The organism is Mycobacterium shunyiense (assembly GCF_058270075.1).
The window spans coordinates 60343-79225 of the sequence record NZ_JBZDPU010000031.1 but is presented as its reverse complement, the minus strand read 5'-3'; the positions used below and the strand labels follow the sequence as shown (position 1 = coordinate 79225).

General features: G+C 62.3%; 18 protein-coding genes. 7 read left to right on the top strand and 11 right to left on the bottom strand.

The annotated features are described in order from the left end of the window. Positions 1-175 precede the first annotated feature (175 nt). A complete protein-coding gene (locus AC4ELH_RS28465; protein WP_498888126.1) occupies positions 176-676 on the top strand; it encodes a pyridoxamine 5'-phosphate oxidase family protein in 501 nt (166 codons plus the stop codon). Positions 677-686: 10 nt separating this feature from the next. On the opposite strand, the gene AC4ELH_RS28460 is transcribed toward AC4ELH_RS28465, so the two are convergent. From AC4ELH_RS28460 to AC4ELH_RS28450, 3 genes are read right to left on the bottom strand one after another with little or no spacing between them, the layout of a single operon-like run. Then, entirely contained in the window at positions 687-1997 is a 1311-nt protein-coding gene (locus AC4ELH_RS28460; protein ID WP_498888124.1) for a protoporphyrinogen/coproporphyrinogen oxidase, read from the bottom strand. A gap of 25 nt (positions 1998-2022) precedes the next feature. Continuing rightward, a complete protein-coding gene (locus tag AC4ELH_RS28455) occupies positions 2023-2295 on the bottom strand; it encodes a cytochrome C oxidase subunit IV family protein (RefSeq protein ID WP_498888122.1) in 273 nt (90 codons plus the stop codon). Next, positions 2292-2900: a cytochrome c oxidase subunit 3 gene (locus AC4ELH_RS28450; protein ID WP_498888120.1), complete on the bottom strand. Its 609-nt coding sequence runs from the start codon at positions 2898-2900 to the stop codon at positions 2292-2294. The genes AC4ELH_RS28455 and AC4ELH_RS28450 overlap by 4 nt, the downstream gene beginning before the upstream one ends. Before the next feature lie 158 nt (positions 2901-3058). On the opposite strand from AC4ELH_RS28450, the gene AC4ELH_RS28445 reads away from it, so the two are divergent. The 6 genes from AC4ELH_RS28445 (at position 3059) to AC4ELH_RS28420 (ending at position 10218) form a co-directional block, all read left to right on the top strand. Beyond that, positions 3059-4213 carry an acyl-CoA dehydrogenase family protein gene (locus AC4ELH_RS28445; protein WP_498888118.1) on the top strand — a complete coding sequence of 385 codons (1155 nt, stop codon included), beginning with the start codon at positions 3059-3061 and terminating at the stop codon, positions 4211-4213. 5 nt (positions 4214-4218) lie between these two features. Beyond that, on the top strand, positions 4219-5637 hold the full coding sequence (locus AC4ELH_RS28440; RefSeq protein WP_498888116.1) for a phosphotransferase: 1419 nt from the start codon (positions 4219-4221) through the stop codon (positions 5635-5637). 55 nt (positions 5638-5692) lie between these two features. Further along, positions 5693-6343 carry a TetR/AcrR family transcriptional regulator gene (locus AC4ELH_RS28435; protein WP_498888114.1) on the top strand — a complete coding sequence of 217 codons (651 nt, stop codon included), beginning with the start codon at positions 5693-5695 and terminating at the stop codon, positions 6341-6343. A gap of 77 nt (positions 6344-6420) precedes the next feature. Then, on the top strand, positions 6421-7572 hold the full coding sequence (locus AC4ELH_RS28430; protein WP_498888112.1) for an acetyl-CoA C-acetyltransferase: 1152 nt from the start codon (positions 6421-6423) through the stop codon (positions 7570-7572). A 1-nt stretch (position 7573) separates the two neighbouring features. Continuing rightward, entirely contained in the window at positions 7574-8725 is a 1152-nt protein-coding gene (locus AC4ELH_RS28425) for an acyl-CoA dehydrogenase family protein (protein WP_498888110.1), read from the top strand. A gap of 176 nt (positions 8726-8901) precedes the next feature. Continuing rightward, complete coding sequence (locus AC4ELH_RS28420) at positions 8902-10218, top strand: cytochrome P450 (RefSeq protein WP_498888108.1); 1317 nt, start codon at positions 8902-8904, stop codon at positions 10216-10218. 82 nt (positions 10219-10300) lie between these two features. Here AC4ELH_RS28420 and AC4ELH_RS28415 read toward each other — a convergent pair whose 3' ends face one another. From AC4ELH_RS28415 to AC4ELH_RS28380, 8 genes are read right to left on the bottom strand one after another with little or no spacing between them, the layout of a single operon-like run. Beyond that, the gene (locus AC4ELH_RS28415; protein ID WP_498888106.1) at positions 10301-11479 is read right to left on the bottom strand and encodes an acetyl-CoA hydrolase/transferase C-terminal domain-containing protein; all 1179 of its coding nucleotides are present in this window, start codon (positions 11477-11479) and stop codon (positions 10301-10303) included. Between the two features lie 17 nt (positions 11480-11496). Then, positions 11497-13089 (bottom strand): FAD-dependent oxidoreductase, encoded by a 1593-nt coding sequence (locus AC4ELH_RS28410; protein ID WP_498888104.1) that lies wholly within the window; start codon positions 13087-13089, stop codon positions 11497-11499. 56 nt (positions 13090-13145) lie between these two features. Continuing rightward, the gene (locus AC4ELH_RS28405; protein ID WP_498888102.1) at positions 13146-13331 is read right to left on the bottom strand and encodes a ferredoxin; all 186 of its coding nucleotides are present in this window, start codon (positions 13329-13331) and stop codon (positions 13146-13148) included. Beyond that, positions 13331-14731 (bottom strand): aldehyde dehydrogenase family protein, encoded by a 1401-nt coding sequence (locus AC4ELH_RS28400; RefSeq protein WP_498888100.1) that lies wholly within the window; start codon positions 14729-14731, stop codon positions 13331-13333. The genes AC4ELH_RS28405 and AC4ELH_RS28400 overlap by 1 nt, the downstream gene beginning before the upstream one ends. Positions 14732-14740: 9 nt before the next feature. Beyond that, positions 14741-15532, bottom strand: coding sequence for a coniferyl-alcohol dehydrogenase (locus AC4ELH_RS28395; protein WP_498888098.1), 792 nt, complete (start codon positions 15530-15532; stop codon positions 14741-14743). A gap of 13 nt (positions 15533-15545) precedes the next feature. Further along, positions 15546-16805 (bottom strand): cytochrome P450, encoded by a 1260-nt coding sequence (locus tag AC4ELH_RS28390; RefSeq protein WP_498888096.1) that lies wholly within the window; start codon positions 16803-16805, stop codon positions 15546-15548. Further along, positions 16805-18340 carry an acyl-CoA synthetase gene (locus AC4ELH_RS28385; RefSeq protein WP_498888094.1) on the bottom strand — a complete coding sequence of 512 codons (1536 nt, stop codon included), beginning with the start codon at positions 18338-18340 and terminating at the stop codon, positions 16805-16807. Before AC4ELH_RS28385 ends, AC4ELH_RS28390 begins: the two co-directional genes overlap by 1 nt. A 2-nt stretch (positions 18341-18342) precedes the next feature. Further along, positions 18343-18747 carry an SCP2 sterol-binding domain-containing protein gene (locus tag AC4ELH_RS28380; protein ID WP_498888092.1) on the bottom strand — a complete coding sequence of 135 codons (405 nt, stop codon included), beginning with the start codon at positions 18745-18747 and terminating at the stop codon, positions 18343-18345. Between the last annotated feature and the right edge of the window lie 136 nt (positions 18748-18883).

Below are 18883 nucleotides of genomic sequence, written 5' to 3'. Positions count from 1 at the left end.
TCCCGATAGTCGATCATGACGTCCTCACTGAGAGTTGATGAGCGCCGGTATACACCATGTTGGCGCCTTGATAGAATTTATCGCAGATTCAAATCTTATGCCAGGGAGAGTTGGGTGCGTCGGCAACGCCTACCGCCTGTGGCAGGCGCAGAAGTCCCGGGACACGGGAGAACACATGCGAACACAGCACAAGGAGGTCGCGATGCACATGCAACGACGACGACGTTCTATTGCCATGCACCCCAACGAGATCGATGATTTTCTAGTCGTCCAGCGAACCTGCAGAGTCGGCACAGTCACCACCTCCGGCCACCCTCATGTGACGCCTTTGTGGTTCGCCTGGGACGGATCCGCGCTGTGGCTGTATTCCATCGTGGACAGTCAGCGCTGGACCGACCTTGCGCGTAATCAGCGGATCGCGGCCGTCGTCGACACCGGCGAGGCCTACGGCGAGCTTCGAGGCGTTGAGATCACCGGCACCACCAACGTGGTCGGCGAGGTTCCACGTATCGGCGAACCCCATCAAGCACTCGTTGAACCAGAACGTCTGTTCGCCGAAAAGTACTTTTCGGGTGCGGATTTCGTCAATGACGGACGGCACGGCTGGCTCCGTATCACGCCTACGAAGATCACGAGCTGGGACTTCCGCAAACTTGGCGACCGCGCCGCTCGATAGCCTGGGGGCGCTACCCGCTCAACAGCCGCCGAGCTGCACGATCGCCACTGACCACCGCAGTCTCCACCCCGAGGTGAGCAAGATAGTCACCTGCGATAGCCACGCGCGCCGGCATGGTGTCTCTGAGCTGCTTCATCGCGTGGTAGTGGCCCGGAGGGCAGATGGCAAGGGCCCGGTCAGAGGTGAACACCTCCGCCTCAGGCTCGGGGAAGTCCTTGCCCAACGTTTCAGCGACATGTCGCAGCGCCGTATCGATGAGTTCATCGTTGGTGAGATCCTGCGTTGCCCTGCTCGAGAAATACGAGTTGGTCATACAGGCTCCAGGCGGTACCAAACGCGACGACGCAGACGACTTCACAATCGTGCCCAACAACGGGCGCGGACCAGTGCCGATCGGCAGGATCATTTCAAATTTGTTTCCTGGCCAGGGGTTACGGCGCCAACGTAGGTTGACATGGGCCATCGATGTGTACGGGGCTGAATTGAGAGCCTGTACGGTGGCCGGTTCCAGAACAGTTTCGAGCAGCTGGGCGGCGCGGCGGGCGTCGGTTGCGACGACCACTCCCTCGACATGCAGCGCCGACGCGTCTGCGGTCACGATTTTTACGCCGCCGCGCCCACTCTCGATGCCGGTGACCTCGGCGCCGAGCCGGACGTCGATGCCGCGCGTCAATGCGGAACAGACGCTGCCCATCCCCTCCCGCGGCAGGAAGAACTTGGCCCGGTGTGCGCGCTTCATCACGCCCTGCAGATACGGCACCGACAGCTCTCGACAATCGGTGCCGAAGGACGGCTCGATCAGCGGCCGAACAAGGCATTCGAACAGCGGATCGCCGAGTCGGCGACGCGCCCAGGCCTCCATGTTCTCGCCTTTGTCGAACTGCGCCAGGCTGTCGGTTTCAAACGGCTCAGGGGCCGGGCTCAGGATCGACTGTGCCGCCCGCACCGTCAACCGGACTTTGTCACGCAGCGTCAGCATCGGCATCTTGAAAAACGAAGGCATGTAGTCGTATTGGACCGGGTGAAGACTGCGTCCATCCCAGAGTCCGGCGAGGGGTGACCACGGCTCCAGCAGATTCTGCGCGCCACTGTCGTTCAGTAGTTCGATGCATTTCGCGTAGGAGTTGAGCATGTAGATCGCCCCGACCTCGACTCCGAAGCCGTCCCGTTGGACAGTCCTGGTGCGACCACCAAGGCTGTCCGATGCCTCGAACAGGACGACGTCGTGGCCCGCGCTCTTAAGCACGAAAGCAGCTGCGCTACCCGCGGCTCCCCCACCTACCACTGCGAACATGGATTCTCCATTCTCGTCCTGAATCACGTTGGCCCATATGCGCGCACCGCTGTTATGCGTAGAGATAGAGCCCAATCAAGAGAGCGGCGACCACCACGTTCCAAACGCCGAACACTGCCTTCAAAGCCGGCGGCGCGTCCCGTATCTCCATGAAGTACCTTCCGACGAAATGCACTTTGACGAAGGCGATCACGATGATGCTGACGGCCGCGTAGCGCTGAGGAAATTCATGCCCGACGCCGAGCGTCCACGACGCCAGCGTCGCAGCGATGAGAACAATCCAGACGGTGGTAATGCGGTCACGCAGAAGAGTTGTCAGCATCATTTCACCAAGTAGAGGAGCGGGAAGATGACAATCCACAACAGATCGACCATGTGCCAGAAGCACGCGGCACCTTCCAGATAGCCCTGATCACGCCCGTCCAAGGCCGGTTTGCGGGTCAGCTTGACAACCAACCCCAACAGCACCAGACCGATGGCAACGTGAAACAGGTGCAGCCCGGTCATCACGTAGAAGTACATGAAGAACTGGTTGGTCGCTGGCACCACCCCGTGCGAAATCTTCAGACCGTATTCGATGGCTTTGTTGATCACAAAGATCACGCCGCACGCCATGGCCCCGTAGGTGAGCCAGCGTGCCAGTTGGTGGGCGTTCTGCCTCATGGCGCGAACTGCGGTGACCACCAACAGCGAACTGGTCAACAACACCAGTGTGTTGACCACCCCGAAAGTCTGGTTCAGCTTGAGCTGAGATGTGTTGAAGAGGGCTGGATCCTGGCCGCGGTAGTACAGGTACACGCTGAACAGCAACGCGAATACGGTCATGTCGCCGAAGAGGAATACCCAGACACCTTCCTCGGCAGGAAGCCGCACCTCGGGCTGCGTCTTCTCCCGGGTGGCAGCGGCCGGTTGTGTTCGCGCCGACGTCATCGTGCCCCCGTAGCCGACACGAGGGTCCAGGGAAGCTCGTCGGCTTCGTCGCCGATCGTCGCGGTACAGGTCTTCAAGGCCAGGACACCCCTTCGCCGTCGATGTAGGTCAACCGAAAATAATTTAACATAAAATAAAAACAGCGGTAGGGTGCTTTCATGCACAATCAGCTCAGCGATGAAGAGATCCTGCTTGTCGAGACCGTACGGTCCTTCGTCGACCGCGAGGTCAAACCAACTGTGCGCGACGCGGAGCACGCCAACGAATACCCTGAGCGCTGGATCGAACAGATGAAGCAGATCGGGATCTATGGGCTGGCGGTACCAGAGGCCTACGGCGGCAGCCCGGTGTCGATGCCCTGCTACGCGCAGGTGACTCAGGAACTGGCGCGGGGCTGGATGAGTCTGGCCGGGGCGATGGGCGGGCACACCGTGGTGGCCAAACTGCTCACACTGTTCGGCACCGAGGAACAGAAGCAGCAATACCTGCCCAAGATGGCCACCGGTGAGATCCGCGCCACCATGGCGCTCACCGAGCCCGGGGGCGGGTCGGATCTGCAAGCCATGACCACCGTCGCGAAAACCGACGGGACGGATCTGGTGATCACCGGCGCGAAAACCTGGATTTCCAATGCCCGCCGCTCGGATCTGATCGCCCTGCTGTGCAAGACCGACCCGACCGCAGTGCCCAAACACAAAGGTATCTCCATCGTGCTGGTCGAGCACGGGCCGGGCCTGACCGTCTCACGTGACCTGCCCAAACTGGGCTACAAGGGCGTCGAGTCCTGCGAGCTGGCGTTCGACGACTACCGCATCGGCGCGTCAGCGATCCTGGGCACCGAACCGGGTAGGGGATTCGCGCAGATGATGAAGGGCCTGGAGACTGGCCGCATCCAGGTTGCCTCCCGGGCACTCGGGGTGGCCACCGCCGCACTGGATGACTCACTGGCCTACGCCCAGCAGCGCGAGAGCTTCGGTCAGCCGATCTGGAAACACCAGTCGATCGGTAATTATCTGGCGGATATGGCCACCAAGCTGACCGCGGCGCGGCAGCTCACCTGGTATGCCGCCGAACGCTACGACAGCGGGGAACGCTGCGACATGGAAGCCGGGATGGCCAAACTGTTCGCTTCCGAGGTGGCGATGGAGCTCGCACTGAACGCCGTGCGCATCCACGGTGGCTACGGTTACTCCACCGAGTACGACGTCGAACGCTACTTTCGCGACGCCCCGCTGATGATCGTGGGCGAAGGCACCAATGAGATCCAGCGCAACGTCATCGCGTCGCAGCTGGTCTCCCGCGGCGGGATCTGAACGCCGTGACCGACAGCGCGCTCGATCGCCCTGCCACCGACACCCGCTGGGACGGCCTGGAGAATCCCTGGCCGCAGCTGTTCGACTGGGTGGAAAGCGAAACCGGGGGTCGCATTCTCGAGTGGAAGCGACAAGCCCGGTGGCGACCGTCCTGGTTCCTCACCGTGGAGATCGACGGCGAGGCTCACCACCTCTACGCCCGCTGCCAGCGCGAAGAATCAATGCCCTGGACCCGAACACTCTCGTTACGGCGCGAGTACGACATCATGCGGGTATTGCACGACGAAGGTGTTGCCGTGCCCACTCCCCTGGGGTTCTGCGAGAAACCCGAGGCGATACTCATGGCGTCGGTCGACGGGCGGGACCGTTTCGACGAACGTGACGATGTGCGGGCTCGCGGCGCGGTGATCGCCGACTACGTCGAGAGGCTCGCTGCCGCCCATCGAGTAGGAACCGGCGCTTTCGAGGCGATCGGTCTGTCCAAACCGGCAACACCACAGGACGTCGGGTACATGGGATTCAGGCTGTCCGAGCAGTGGTATCGCGAAGTCAAACCGGGTCCGGATCCGGTCATCGAATTCATCATTGGCTGGCTACACCGACACGTCCCGGTTCACCGGGACGTGGTGTCTTGGATCCATTTCGACGCTGGGCAGTTCTTGCACGCCGACGGACGCGTTACCGCGTTGATGGACGTCGAATTCAGCTGCCTGGGCGATCCGCTGGCCGATCTCGGCGCGATGCGGATGCGCGACACGGCGCAGCCGATAGGAGATCTGACCCATGCCTTCACGGTCTACGCGAAGGCAAGCGGTCAGCCAATCGACAGGCAGGTCGTCAATTTCCACGCCGTCCGATTCGCGCTGCTCACCGCGATGCTCTCGGCGGGTACCCGCGCGGATCCTCCGGCCGAGTTCGATCTCGCCCAGTGGCAGGCATGGTCGCTCATGTCACTGACGATCTGCTTGGAAATCATCGCCGAAGAGAGCGAGTTTCAACTCGATCCGCCTGCAGCGCTCACATATCCGAGAATCCGCAATGCCGGCGCACACCTTGCCGTGCAGCGCATCGTGAACGACATCCTCGCCAACGAGAACATCGACGACTACCTCGCGTTCCGCCTCCGTGTCGTGCGCGACTTACTACCAGGATTGCAGCGCAGCGCGCAGGCGATGCCGCACGTCGACGCGTTGGACCAGGCCGAGGCGGACGAACTGCTCGGCTTCGCTCCCCGGGACTGGATTCAGACCGATCAGGACCTGGAGGACTTCGTTTCGCATCACGGCGCCACCCGTGAGGCCGAGGTTGCCCGCCTGCTAACCCGGCGCGTACGCCGGCAGATCGACCTCATCACGCCGGGCATGCGCGACGTCCGTGACTTTCGCGTGCAGCCGATCAACTGGGCGGCGATACCGACGACATGAAGACGTTCCGACCACGCGCTCGATCATGACTGGGTGGCGCTCATATCATCTACCGATGCCCTCCAAGCTGTCAGAGTCCGGTACCAACGACACAAAAGCCAAAAGGACGCGCACGCGCATCCTCAACGCTGCCGCCCAGGTTCTCAGCGTCAAGGGCTACGCCGGTACCCGACTGACCGATATCGCTGACGAAGCCGAGCTCCAAGCGCCGGCGATCTACTACTACTTCAAATCCCGTGAAGACCTCATCGAAGAGGTCATGTTCTGCGGGATCAGCGATTTGCGGAAGTATCTGCAGGAGGCGCTCGATGCCCTGCCGCCGGAAACGGCTCCGATGGACCGCATCATGACTGCGGTGGAGTCGCACCTGCGACACGAGCTCGAGTTGTCCGACTATGCGCGGGCATCGATCCGCAATTCGGGGCAGATCCCCGAACATCTAAAAACTCGGCAAAAGAAGGAAGAGGCCGCCTACGACCGGATCTGGCGCGGATTGATGAAGGACGCTGCGGCCGAAGGTCAGATCCGCGACGATCTGAATCCGCCGCTGGCCCAGGCACTGGTGCTCGGCGCCCTCAACTGGTCGGCCGAATGGTGGCATCCACGGCGAGGCTCCGTCGAGACCATGGTGTCCAACGCGCAGGTATTCGTTAAGCATAGCCTTAGTCCGTCCCCCAAGCCGCAGCGTTCCCGACGACGTCGCTGAGCACCCGGAGCTTATCCCTGTGATCCAGTGCGGGGACTCCACTAACAGCATTTTTGATTCTATGTTAAATTATTTTCATGACTCAGGCTTATATCGTTGACGCCACCCGCACCGCCGTGGGCAGGCGCAAAGGTGGTTTTGCAGACGCACATCCGGCCGATATGGCCGCGCACGTGATCAAGACGGTGGTGGAACGCCATGACATCGATCCGGCGGCCATAGACGACGTCATCCTGGGATGTCTCGACAACATCGGCTCCCAGGCCGGAGATATCGCACGAACCGCTGCATTGGCGGCCGGCCTTCCCGAGTCCGTCCCCGGCGTGACGATCGACCGCCAGTGCGGATCTGCCCAGCAGGCAGTACATTTCGCCGCACAGGCAGTGATGAGTGGCACGTCGGACCTTATCGTGGCCGGCGGTGTGCAGAAGATGAGCCAGTTCCCGATCCTGAGTGCGTTCACCGCTGGCGAACCGTTCGGATCGACCGACCCCTGGACCGGATGCGAAGGCTGGCGAGCACGTTATGGTGACCAGGAAATCTCGCAGTTCCGCGGGGCCGAGATGATCGCGGATCAGTGGAAGCTCAGCCGCGAAGACAACGAACGCTTCGCGCTGTCCAGCCATCAGCGTGCGCTCACCGCGATAGCCGAAGGCCGCTTCACCCGCGAGATCGCCGAGTACGCCGGAGTCAGCGTCGACGAGGGCCCGCGCGCGGACACCTCACTAGAGAAGATGGCAACGCTTCCGACACTTGTCGAAGGCGGTGTGTTGACCGCCGCAGTCGCCAGTCAGATCTCCGACGGTGCCGCTGCGTTGCTCGTCGCCTCCAAGTCCGCCGTCGATCGGTTCGGCCTGACCCCCCGCGCACGCATTCACCACATCTCGGTCCGCGGCGCGGACCCGGTCATGATGCTGACGGCGCCGATTCCGGCCACCCAGCATGCGCTCAAGCGCACCGGCCTGTCGATCGACGACATCGACACCGTGGAGATCAACGAGGCCTTCGCGCCCGTCGTGCTGGCGTGGCTGGCCGAACTGGGCGCAGATCCCGCGAAGGTCAACCCCAACGGCGGCGCCATCGCGCTGGGGCATCCGATCGGTTGCACCGGTGCGCGGTTGATGACCTCCATGCTGCACGAATTGGAACGCACGGGTGGCCGATTCGGTCTGCAGACCATGTGCGAAGGCGGCGGACAGGCCAACGTCACGATCATCGAGCGGCTGTAGCATGCAGCGCTCACTATACGGAGCCGACCACGAAGCCTACCGGGAAACCGTGCGAGAGTTCCTTACCCGCGAAGTTGTTCCCCATCAACATGATTGGGATCGTGACCGCTGGATTGACCGGTCGGTGTTCGCCCGCGCGGCGAAGTCCGGTATCTATGCCCTACAGATCCCGGAAGCGTACGGCGGGGCCAGCGAACCCGACTACCGGTTCCGGATGGTGGTCTGCGAGGAGATCGCCCGGATCAACGCTTTGTCCTTCGGTCTCACCATCAGCCTGCAGGACGATCTTGTCCTGCACTATCTGCTGGATCTGACGAACGACGAGCAGAAGTCGCGGTGGCTCCCCGGATTCGCCGCCGGCGAGGTGATCGGTGCGCTGGCGATGACGGAGCCCGGCGCGGGAAGCGACCTTCGCGGCATGCGCACCACCGCACGTCGCGAAGGCGATCATTGGATCCTCAACGGGCAGAAGACATTTATCTCCAGCGGAATAATGTCCGACGTTGTGGTGGTCGCCGCGAGGACCGACCCCGAGGGCGGATCGCGAGCGTTCAGCCTGTTCGTCGTCGAGCGCGACACGCCTGGGTTCGAGCGCGGGCGCAAGCTCGACAAAGTTGGCCTGCCCGCCCAGGACACCTCGGAGCTCTACTTCCGCGATGCGGTCGTTCCCGCGCAGAATCTTCTGGGGGAGGCCGGTCGTGGATTGCAGTATCTGATGAGCCACCTCCCGAGGGAGCGGCTCGGCGTGACCGCCAAGTCCATGGCCACCACACGGGCGATCTACAACATGACCGTCGAATACTGCCAGAGTCGCCAAGCTTTCGGTGGCCCGCTCACCGACAAGCAGCATGTCCGGTTCGAATTGGCCGAGATGGCCACCGAAATCGATATCGCCGAGGCCTACACGGATCGAAGTGTGCTCGCCTACAACGCAGGTGAACTCACTCCGGTCGACGCCGCAAAGGGTAAGTGGTACCTCAGCGAACTGCAGAAGCGGGTGATCGACCGGTGCCTGCAGTTGCACGGCGGGTACGGATACATGCTCGAATACCCGGTGGCACGCGCCTACTTGGATACCCGCATCCAGACGATTTACGGCGGCACGACCGAAATCATGAAAGAGATCATCGGCCGCGAAATCGCCACCTCTTAGTTTCTGTCACCGCTGCGCGGGCCGAGTTGACACTCGGCCCGCGCAGTGCATTTCTGACTGCAAGGAGCGCACGTAGCCAGGCCTGTCGGCACAATGACTTTGGCGTCGCACTGTCCACATGATTTTCCTGAACCTAGACTAGAAATTATTCAGCCGTTCGACGTGAGGAGTCGCCGATGTCCAGCAGCCCAACGGATTCCGTACCAGAGCAGTCAACCGAAACACCGCGCACCGGTGGTGCACACCGGTCATTCGATCCCGTGGACATCTCACCGAAGTCGTTCTGGGCGCTCTCGGCTGAAGATCGCGACACCTCGTTCGCCGAACTCCGGAAACGGGCTCCGGTGAGCTGGCAGCGCCCTGCAGAAAGCGATCTGGCACCTCCGGGCATCTCGGGATTCTGGGCGGTCACCACGCACGAATTGATTCGCGAGGTGAGTACTCACCCAGAGCTGTTCTGCTCCGGCCAAGGAATCCAGCTGGAGGACGTACCCGATGAGTTCCTTGAAGCCGCATCCTCTTTTCTAGCTATGGATGGACAGCGCCATCTCACCTACCGCCGGCTGATGAGTGCGTCGTTCACGCCCAAGCAGGTCAAGCGCATCGAAGAGCAGATCCGTGAACGCGCCGCCGGCATCGTCGATGAGTTCTTGGCCAAGGGCGACGGCGACTGGGTCGAAAATGTCGCCAAACAGATGCCGATGAACACCTTCTACGACATGGTCGGACTGCCACAGGAGCAACGTGATGAGGCGGCACGCTTCGCCGATGAGCTCGCCGGCTGGAACGACCCAGACATCGCCGCCGGCCGAACTGCTGCCGAAGTGATGAACGACGCGCTGGTCGGCAATCTGAGCATTGGTTTGGATTTCGCCGAAGCCACCCGTGCCTGCCCTCGCGACGACATCTGGTCCAACCTTGTCTCGGCACAAGTCGACGACCATGAGCTGACCGACGATGAACTAGCATCGATGTTCGTCCTCGTGTCCTTTGCAGGCAACGACACCACGCGGACAACACTGTCGCTCGGGGTGAAAGCATTCGTCGATCATCCCGACCAGGTGTCATACCTGCTCGAAGACTTCGACGGCCGGATCGACGCCGCCATCGATGAAGTACTGCGCTGGGTGACCCCGGTGATGACGTTCCGTCGCACCGCCACCCAGGACACCGTCCTGGGTGGTCAACAGATCCGCAAAGGTGACTGGGTGGTGATGATCTATTCGTCGGGCAACCGCGATGAGACGGCCTTCACGGACCCGTGGGCCTTCGACATCTCGCGTAAGCCCAACCAGCACGTGGCTTTCGGGGGCGGTGGCCCGCACTATTGCCTGGGAGCATTCCTGGCCAGAATGCAGATCCGGCACATGCTGGAACAGATCCTGCGCAGGGTGCCCGATTTACATCTGGGTGCACCCGACATGCTGGTGAGCAATTTTGCGGCGGCCGTCAAGCACATGCACGCGGACGCACGCTGCCCTGTCCAGCACTGACCAATACGGCCGGCGCCTTCTATCGAAAGAATGCGCCGGCCGTGTTATGCAGCAGCAGCATATTTGCCGAAGCGTCCTAAGGTCACGCAGCCAGCTGAAATAGACCTTCGATCAGCCGGCATCGTTCTGGCCAGCCAGCCGAACGCAGATCGACATACCCCGCCTCGGTGACAATGATCTCCACGTCGTGTGCGGGTGTGGAGGCCGGGCGACTCAGATTCTCAACAAGTGTTGAGCGACCATTGAATTGCGCCGGTACAGCGATGATTGACAAGCCCGTTCGATTCAATCGGGCCGCGGTGCAGTAATCCGGATGACCGCCGATACCGCCTACGATCTTGCTGCCAACGCCTTCTACGTTGATCTGCCCGAACGGATCGATCTCGATGGCCGTGTTCACCGCGACGAACGGTGCGCCCCTGGACAGTCGGGTGAGGTCATGACTGTGTTCGATGCCGCGCAGTATCGGCCGACCGTCGGCCCACCGATAGAGCTCCGCACTGCCGAACAGGTAGGTAGCCGACGGTTCGCCGATCAGCAGCCCCCGCCGCTCCAGGTCCATCACCGCGTCGGTAAGCAGTCCGGTGTCGATGGCCAGCGCCTTGGTGGAACGTTGAAGGAGCGCGGTTCCCAGCTGACCTGGCCCATATTGCAGCCGGGCGCCCTCCGGGATGAGATCGAGTACCCGGTCGGCCAGGGCGTCGTGCAACGCCTCCGTTGGACGCGACGGCACATCGGCCGGAGCGTCTCCGGCACGCCCAATGATCGTCACACGATCCGGTGATATCGGGGTTCCGGCGTACGCCGACGGTGCGTCCTCGTCGAGGACCGCCCAGACTGGGACACCGAGGTCGACCAGAGCCTGTTGCCACGATACTTCGGTGCAGAACCGCAGGCCGTCTCCGCGCCGGGTCATCCGGGTGATGAGCGCATCGGGGCGCAAGTGAGAGCCCAGCAGCGCAGGTATGGCAGCCATACTGGTCGGCACGGCACTCGTGGTCGGACTCGGCAGCAGCGCCCGCACGCCCCAACCTGGCATGAGGGTGACGACACCGGCGAATGCCTCCGGCGTAATCCCCTGCGGAGCAACCGGACTCCACCCAAGCACCAGCGTGACACGCGAGCCAGGGGGCGTTCCGGAACTCAGCGCCTCGCCGATCGACCGACCGTCATCGAGGATATTCACCGCTCCCACCCCATCGCCGAGCGCGATGACGAGATCCCGATCGGCGGTCTGGCGCAGCAGGGCAGACAGGTCCATTAGAGGCAACCCAATCCCTAGCTTCCCAGACCCGCGGCAGTGAGAAGTGCCGCCCGGTCGACAACCTTCACTCGCGGGCGTGACGCAGCGACGCCTTGCTCGCGTTCGGCGGCATCGATGAGATGCCATCCCGCCAGGTCCACCACGTTCACACCGCGCGCTGACAGCTCCGCGGCGTTGAATCGTTCATGCGATGTCGGGGTCGGCAGGGTGCCGGCCCGCGCATCGGCGAGTAGGTTGGTGACGGTCTCTCGCGCACACAACCGGTTGGTGCCGATGACACCTCGAGGCCCGCGTTTGATCCAGCCGGTGACGTACACCCCTGGTTCGGGTGCACCGTCGCGGATCACGCGACCGCCGTCGTTGGGGATCACCCCAGCAGCGTCGTCGAACGGCAAACCATCGATAGGCGTGCCGCGATAGCCGATCGACTTCAGCACCAGCGACGTGTCGATCGAGGTGATTCCCCCACCGTCCTCGACTTCCAGGGTGGCGACCCGATCAGCACCGGCGATGCGCATCGGACGGGTACCGAAACGCAACACAATGCGCTTGTTGCCCGTGGTCGTCGGCCGCTGCGCGTAGTCGCAGACGATATCGAACTTGAGGGCGCGCTCGTGATCGTCGGGCCGCTCTCCCAGTTGACCCTCGGCCACTACGTCCACACCCGGCAGCGAACCGAGCGCCAACAGCTCACCGACCGAGAATGCGCCGTCGGCTGCGCCGCGACGGCCCAAGACCACAACTTCGCGCACATCGCCGGCAGCCAGCTGACCCAAGGCGTGTTCGGCAATATCGGTGGTGCTCAGCTCATCTCGGTCCATCACCAGCACTCGGGCGGCATCCAGGGCCACATTGCCGTTGCCAACGATCACCACCCGCGGTCCGGTCAGGTCGAATTTCCGGTCCGCGTAGTCAGGATGGCCGTTGTACCAGTTCACAAACTCCGCGGCGCCGATGGTGCCGGGCAGTTCTTCACCTGGGATGCCGAGATCGCGGGTTCGGGAGGCGCCTACGGCGTAGATCACCGCGTCATGCGTGGCCATGAGTTGGTCATGGGTAACGTCCTCGCCGATGCCGACATTGAAATGGCACGTGACGTTGGGGCTGGCCAGCGCCGTCTCGAATACCTGTACCACGTCTTTGGTGCGTTGGTGGTCGGGCGCGACACCGAATCGAACCAGGCCGAACGGTGTGGGGAGCCTGTCAAAAACATCTACCTGGACCCCGGTTGTGCGGGCCAGATCGGCTACGGCATAACACGCTGCAGGTCCGGCGCCCACCACAGCCACCCGTAGTACGTCACGTCCCACCGCGGTCGGTGTCCACTTGGCCGGAATGGGGCGGATGGCCAACGGCTCGGTGGCGAAATAGTCGGCGTTGATCGTCTTGAATCGCTGCTGCGATGACGGGAGGTCGTCTTCGTGATGGATCGCGCTGACCGGGCAAACAGCAACGCATGCACCACAATCCACGCAGGTTGCCGGGTCGATGTAAAGCATCGGGGCGGCTGCGCCGGTTGGCCCCGGCACAGGGCGGATGCAATCGACGGGGCACACCGGGACGCAGCTGGCGTCGGTGCAGCAGTTCTGGGTGATAACGAAGGCCATTGTTGTCTTGTGCTGCCTCTCCTGAGATGTCTGGAAACTGTTGCGCCCCAGCCTGATCAGTTGTCGATGAAGATGGCGCCGGTCGGGCAGTTCGACGCGGCTTCTTGGGCCACTGCGAGATCGCCATCTGCGCTACCGATCACCTGCGACTGCCCATCGTCTCCGATCTCGAAGACTGTCGGCGCTGTCATCTCGCAGAGTCCGATTCCAGAGCATTTGGTCGCATCTACATGGATCTTCATCAGAACAGCCTTCTCATGATTTTCAGGGCTCTGTCGGTGTAAGGCGGGTAGGTCAGCTTGAGGTCCGGCCGAGCAGATTTGGCCAGCACGGCGCGGCGGTGGCTCAACGCCTCGAAGCCCCAGCGGCCGTGGTACTGGCCCATCCCGCTGGCGCCGACACCGCCGAAGGGAAGCTGCGGAACCAGGCAGTGCATTGCGATGTGATTGATCACGGCACCCCCGGAGGGAATCTGATCGATCAGTTCCCTTCCTACGCGCTGCGATCCGGTGAAGACATAGAGCGCCAAGGGCTTTGGCCGTGAGTTCACGAACTCTACTGAGGCCTGCGCCGATTCCACACTCAGAATGGGCAGTACGGGTCCAAATATTTCGTCAGCCATCACCGAGTCCGTCGGTGCCGGATCCCGGATCACCGTTGGCTCGATACTTAGCGTTTCGGAATCACCCTGGCCACCGGCGACGATCGTGCCACTGGTGGCATCGATCAACGCGGTGAGCCGATCGAACTGCCTCCGATTGACGATGCGCTGCCCGCTGCCGCCCTCCTGAGATCGGAACGCTGCGATGGACGCAACGACCTTGTCAGTGAAGGCATCGGCAACGGTGCGATCCACCAGCACATAGTCGGGCGCGATGCAGGTTTGCCCGGAGTTCATGAGCTTTACCCATGCGACGCGGCGCGCGGCGACGTCCAGGTCAGCATCCGCGGTGACAAGCACCGGGCTTTTTCCGCCGAGTTCGAGCGTGACTGGGGTCAGGGTCGGTGCTGCAGCTGCCATGATCTTGCGGCCGATCTCGGTTCCGCCGGTGAACAGCACGTGATCGAATCCCTGCGCGATCAGGTTCTGAGTGGTTCCGCCATCACCTTCGATGACCCGAATTGCTTCGTTGTCAAGGTATTTGGGCACGACTTCGGTTAGCAGCCGCGAGGTGGCCGGGGCCAGCTCAGAAGGCTTGAGCACGGCGCAGTTGCCTGCCGATATCGCCGCCACCAGCGGGGCGATGCTCAGATAGAACGGGTAGTTCCACGGACCGATGACCAGCACCACGCCCAACGGGTCGTACTGCACCCAGCCCCGACCAGGCAACTGCGCCAGCGGCAGTGGGGTACGACTCCGCCGTACCCACTTTTTGAGGTGTCTACGTGCGTAGGTCGCCTCGCCCTTGGTCGAGGCGATGTCCGCGAGCCAGGCTTCCACCGGTGGGCGGCCCAGGTCCTGGGCCAACGCCCGGGCGATCGCCGACTCCTGCTCATCGCACATCGCTTCGATGGCCGCCAACTGCTCCAGTCGCCATCGCAACGGTTTGGTGCGGCCGGTTGCGAACACGCGTCGTAAATCAGGCAGGGCGTTGGTCTCCGCGGCGTTCGCCAGCGCATCGGTTGCTGCATTTACCGTCATCAGGGATCCTCAGAACTCGGGCTTGGGAACCACGCCGGTACTTACTGCACCGGTGATGCCACCATCGACTGCGAAGGCCTGGCCGTTCACCCACCGGGCAGCGTCCGAGGCCAGGAACAGGACCACCGAGGCGACGTCGCCGGGATCGGCGTGACGGCCCAGGAGTTCCTTGACTCCGTCGAGTGTGTCTTTACCCATCGACTGTTCGAAGTCGGCCAGAATGGGAGTCTCTACCGGGCCCGGCAGGACGGCGTTGATCCGCAATCCCATCTGCGCCAACGCCAGTCCCATCGACTGGGCGTAGACGGTGGTCACTTCTTTCGAAAAGTTGTAGGCATTACCCGACTGCGGGTTGGCCTTGAACCAGGCCGCGCCCTCCTCGAAGGTATCGGTGGCCAGCACATCGACAATCGTGTCGAGGCGCTCGGGCCACCCGAATCCCGCGGTAGAGGACACGATGGTGATCGATCCACCCGGAGACAGTCGCTCGAAGAATGCCTCGCTGAGGTGCCGCACGGCGAGGCTGTTGACGGCGAAGACCAGATCGACCGGCGCCGTTCCCGGGATTCCGGCGACGTTCATCAACCCGTCGTAGGGTCCGTCGAGGCTCTCCAACGCTGCGTCGATACTGCGGGGGTTCGCCAGGTCTACCTCGATGTGGCGGGTGACCTGCGCCCGCGGCTGGTTTCGGTCGAGGCTGGTCACTTCGGCTCCCGCGGCCAACAGCTGCTCGGCTACGGCGTGGCCGATGCCGGAGGCGGCCCCGGTGACTACATAGCGTTTGCCTGAAAACTCGGTCATCGTGTTCCTCCGGTCAGTCGAGGGTGTAGGGCAGAGATTTGACGGCGTGCACGAAGTTCCCGGTCAGGAATTCCGGCTCACCGACGCGCAGAGTCGGCGCACGCTGAATCAGCTCCCGGAAGATCGCTTCGAGCTGCATCTTGGCGAGGAAAGCGCCCATGCAGAAGTGTGGCCCGCCACCACCGAATCCGATGTGCCCATTGGGTTCCCGGGTGATGTCGAACTCATAGGGGTTGGCGAAGACGCGCTCATCCCGGTTGCCCGAGGAGTACATGAGAAGCACCCACTCCCCTTCCCGGATCAGTTGGCCGCACAGTTCGGTGTCCTGGGTGGCGGTTCTGCGGAAAGTCATGACCGGGCTTGCCCAACGCACGAATTCCTCAATGCCACGTTTGATGTGGGTATCGAAGTCTTGTTCCAGCAGCGCTCGTTGGTGCGGGAACTGTTGCAGCGCCATCGTGGTCAACGTGACGGTGTTGCGGGTGGTGTCGTTGCCTGCCACCGACAACAGCACGAAGAATGCGCCGAGTTCCTCGTCAGTGAGACGGCGGCCGTCGATCTCGGCTTGGACGAGCAACGACATCAGATCCGAGGTCGGGTGAGCGCGCCGCTGCTCGGCGAGTTCGAGTCCCGCCGAAAGCAAGCCGACCAGGGAATCATTGAGGACCTCACCCGATTCGCGTCCGGCGGCGACATCGGCATCGGCCCAGGACACCATTCCATCCGCGTGGTGGGCTGCCTCGTCCCGGTATTGCTCAGGAAGACCGATCATCTCGTAGATGGTCCACATGGGTAGCCGTTTGGAGACCTGCTCCACGAAGTCACCGCTGCGGGTGGTGAGCAGATCGGTCACGATCGTCGCTGCCTGGACTTTGATCTGGTCCTGGATTTTGGCGATTTGGCGCGGAGTGAAGACCGAACTGATCAGCCGGCGAAGAGTGGAGTGCTGCCCGCCGTCCATCGCCAGGAAGGATTGCGCGGCATCCAGAATGTCCTCCGGCACCGCCTCGATCATGACACCCTGTCCGGAGCAGAACAGCTGTGGGTTCTTGCTGATGTAAGCGATGTCCTCATGGCGTGTCACTGCCCAGAGGCCGTCAATTTCGGCCTCCATCAGCGCACCTTCGATCGGCGCGTGCCAACTGAGGGGTCGTTCGTCTCGCAGGATCTTGAAGGACTGTTCGCGGTCCTCCGCTGTCGTGGACCAAAAGCTAAGCGGTGAGATGCTGACCGAATCGTATGGTCTTACCGGCGTGAGTATTTGACTGCTCATTAGTGTGCCTCCGCGTAACGGTCTTTGAGCTTGCGTTTGGCCAGCTTTCCGGTGGCCAGCCGTGGCAGCGCGTCGATGAAGTCGACACTGCGCGGCGCCTTGTAGTGCGCGATACGTTCGCGTACATAACTGATGAGCTCGGCGGCGAGGTCGTCGGTACCTGACCAGCCGTCGAGTAGTTCGACGACAGCTTTGACCTGTTCCCCCATCTCCGGGTCTGGAACGCCGATGACCGCGACATCGGAGACCTTGGGGTGCAGCGCCAGCACGTTTTCGATCTCCTGGGGGTAGATGTTCACCCCACCGGAGATGATCATGAACGCCTTGCGGTCGGTCAGGAACAGGTAGCCATCCTCGTCCAGGTACCCCATGTCGCCCACGGTTGACCAGTTCTCGTGCTCGGGATGGCGTGCGTTGGCTGTCTTTTCGGGATCGTTGTGGTATTCGAACGGAGCCTGGTCACGCTCGAAGTAGACGGTCCCAACTAGGCCGGTTCCGACTTCGACACCTTCGTCGTCACATACATGCAGAGTGCCCAGCGCCGCGCGGCCGACCGAACCTCGCTTGGTCAGCCATTCGGCGGTGGTCACAACGGTGACGCCGTGGCCCTCGGTGGCGCCGTAGTACTCGACCAGAGTTGGTCCCCACCAGTCGATCATGGCTTGCTTGACGTCGGGTGGGCACGGCGCCGCGGCGTGCACCGCCAGCCGCAACGATGACGTATCGAATGAGTGCCTCACATCGTCGGGCAGCTGCAGCATTCGGATAAACATGGTGGGGACCATCTGCGTCGCCGTGATGCGGTGGCGCTGGATGGCGGCCAGGGCTGCGGTCGCGTCGAACTTCTCCATCAATACGACCGTGCCGCCAAGAGCGTGTACACCTCCGCACCATTTCAGAGGTGCGGCGTGGTACACCGGTGCCGGCGATAGGTAACGATCCTCGGCGGTGATGCCGAAAGCGTGGGCCAGCATGCCGACGAGCGGTTCACCGGGCTCATCCACCTGGATGTCGAGGAGAACGGGCTTGATCCCTTTCGGGCGACCAGTCGTCCCCGACGAGTAGAGCATTTCCGTGCCGCGGGGCTGATCCTGCAGAGGCTGGAAGCCATCATCGATCAGCACGTCATAAGGCTGGTGACCAGCGATGTCGCCGCCGAAGGAATATCGGTGAGCTACACCCGGTGTCAGCGTCACGATCTCTTCAGCCAGATCGCACACCCCGGCTGAGGCGAACAGCACCTGCGCCCCGCAATCAGAGATGATATAGGCCGCCTCATCTGCCGCGAGGTGCCAGTTGACGGCGGTGATGTAGAGGCCAGACCGAATAGCCGCCCAGTACACCTCGAACGCCTCGGGGGTGTTGTCGGACAGCAGCGCGATCACATCCCCGCGGCGCAGGCCTAGGCTGTGTAAAGCGCTGGCGATCGACGTCGAGTTTCGCTCCAGTTCGCCGTAGGTCAGAACGCGACCAGACTCAGCCATGATGACGGCCGGCCGTTGCGGAGCTGCGGAAGCGTGGATGCCCGGGAACATCGTCAGGCCAGCAGATCGTCGCGGCCGTCGGCCTTCAGACGCTCAATGTAGGGCGGATAGAGTTTCTTGCCGAGCGGGGCCAACTTGAGCAGACTGGCAACATTTCCGTCGACCTTGATCTTCTTCTTGGCCATCGCCAGCGGCAAGTTCACCTTGCCCTGCCAGTAGGCGTTGCCCGTGTCGGCGGTCATCGCCATGGTGGCCATGGGTTGTGCGCCCCCTTCGAGTCCTTCCTGCACGGACTTGTTTGCCATGTCGATCAGCACGATCGCCTCGGGGTCTGTGAAATCAAACGCGACCACAAGTCCGGTGGCTTCGAGCTTGGGACCGATCTCGGGATCATCAAATGCGGCCTCGAAAATGCCGCCGATGTACTTCGTGACCTCGGCCGAACTGGCGAACCCCATCGTTCTCCTTAATTTATATTTGATTCAAAACTGCAGATAGGCCACACTGGCCCGCTTCTGAGACCATGGTCACACCCATCCCGCCATAAGTCAACTTATGGCGGGAGGTCAGTGGCACTTCTCATTACATCGGCCC

What these genes read in the sequence shown, in the direction of transcription:
- AC4ELH_RS28465 (WP_498888126.1), top strand. Translation starts at nt 176, where the DNA reads ATGCGAACACAGCACAAGGAGGTCGCGATGCACATGCAACGACGACGA.
- AC4ELH_RS28455 (WP_498888122.1), bottom strand. Translation starts at nt 2,295, where the DNA reads ATGATGCTGACAACTCTTCTGCGTGACCGCATTACCACCGTCTGGATT.
- AC4ELH_RS28450 (WP_498888120.1), bottom strand. Translation starts at nt 2,900, where the DNA reads ATGACGTCGGCGCGAACACAACCGGCCGCTGCCACCCGGGAGAAGACG.
- AC4ELH_RS28445 (WP_498888118.1), top strand. Translation starts at nt 3,059, where the DNA reads ATGCACAATCAGCTCAGCGATGAAGAGATCCTGCTTGTCGAGACCGTA.
- AC4ELH_RS28435 (WP_498888114.1), top strand. Translation starts at nt 5,693, where the DNA reads ATGCCCTCCAAGCTGTCAGAGTCCGGTACCAACGACACAAAAGCCAAA.
- AC4ELH_RS28430 (WP_498888112.1), top strand. Translation starts at nt 6,421, where the DNA reads ATGACTCAGGCTTATATCGTTGACGCCACCCGCACCGCCGTGGGCAGG.
- AC4ELH_RS28425 (WP_498888110.1), top strand. Translation starts at nt 7,574, where the DNA reads ATGCAGCGCTCACTATACGGAGCCGACCACGAAGCCTACCGGGAAACC.
- AC4ELH_RS28420 (WP_498888108.1), top strand. Translation starts at nt 8,902, where the DNA reads ATGTCCAGCAGCCCAACGGATTCCGTACCAGAGCAGTCAACCGAAACA.
- AC4ELH_RS28415 (WP_498888106.1), bottom strand. Translation starts at nt 11,479, where the DNA reads ATGGACCTGTCTGCCCTGCTGCGCCAGACCGCCGATCGGGATCTCGTC.
- AC4ELH_RS28410 (WP_498888104.1), bottom strand. Translation starts at nt 13,089, where the DNA reads ATGGCCTTCGTTATCACCCAGAACTGCTGCACCGACGCCAGCTGCGTC.
- AC4ELH_RS28405 (WP_498888102.1), bottom strand. Translation starts at nt 13,331, where the DNA reads ATGAAGATCCATGTAGATGCGACCAAATGCTCTGGAATCGGACTCTGC.
- AC4ELH_RS28400 (WP_498888100.1), bottom strand. Translation starts at nt 14,731, where the DNA reads ATGACGGTAAATGCAGCAACCGATGCGCTGGCGAACGCCGCGGAGACC.
- AC4ELH_RS28395 (WP_498888098.1), bottom strand. Translation starts at nt 15,532, where the DNA reads ATGACCGAGTTTTCAGGCAAACGCTATGTAGTCACCGGGGCCGCCTCC.
- AC4ELH_RS28390 (WP_498888096.1), bottom strand. Translation starts at nt 16,805, where the DNA reads ATGAGCAGTCAAATACTCACGCCGGTAAGACCATACGATTCGGTCAGC.
- AC4ELH_RS28385 (WP_498888094.1), bottom strand. Translation starts at nt 18,340, where the DNA reads ATGTTCCCGGGCATCCACGCTTCCGCAGCTCCGCAACGGCCGGCCGTC.
- AC4ELH_RS28380 (WP_498888092.1), bottom strand. Translation starts at nt 18,747, where the DNA reads ATGGGGTTCGCCAGTTCGGCCGAGGTCACGAAGTACATCGGCGGCATT.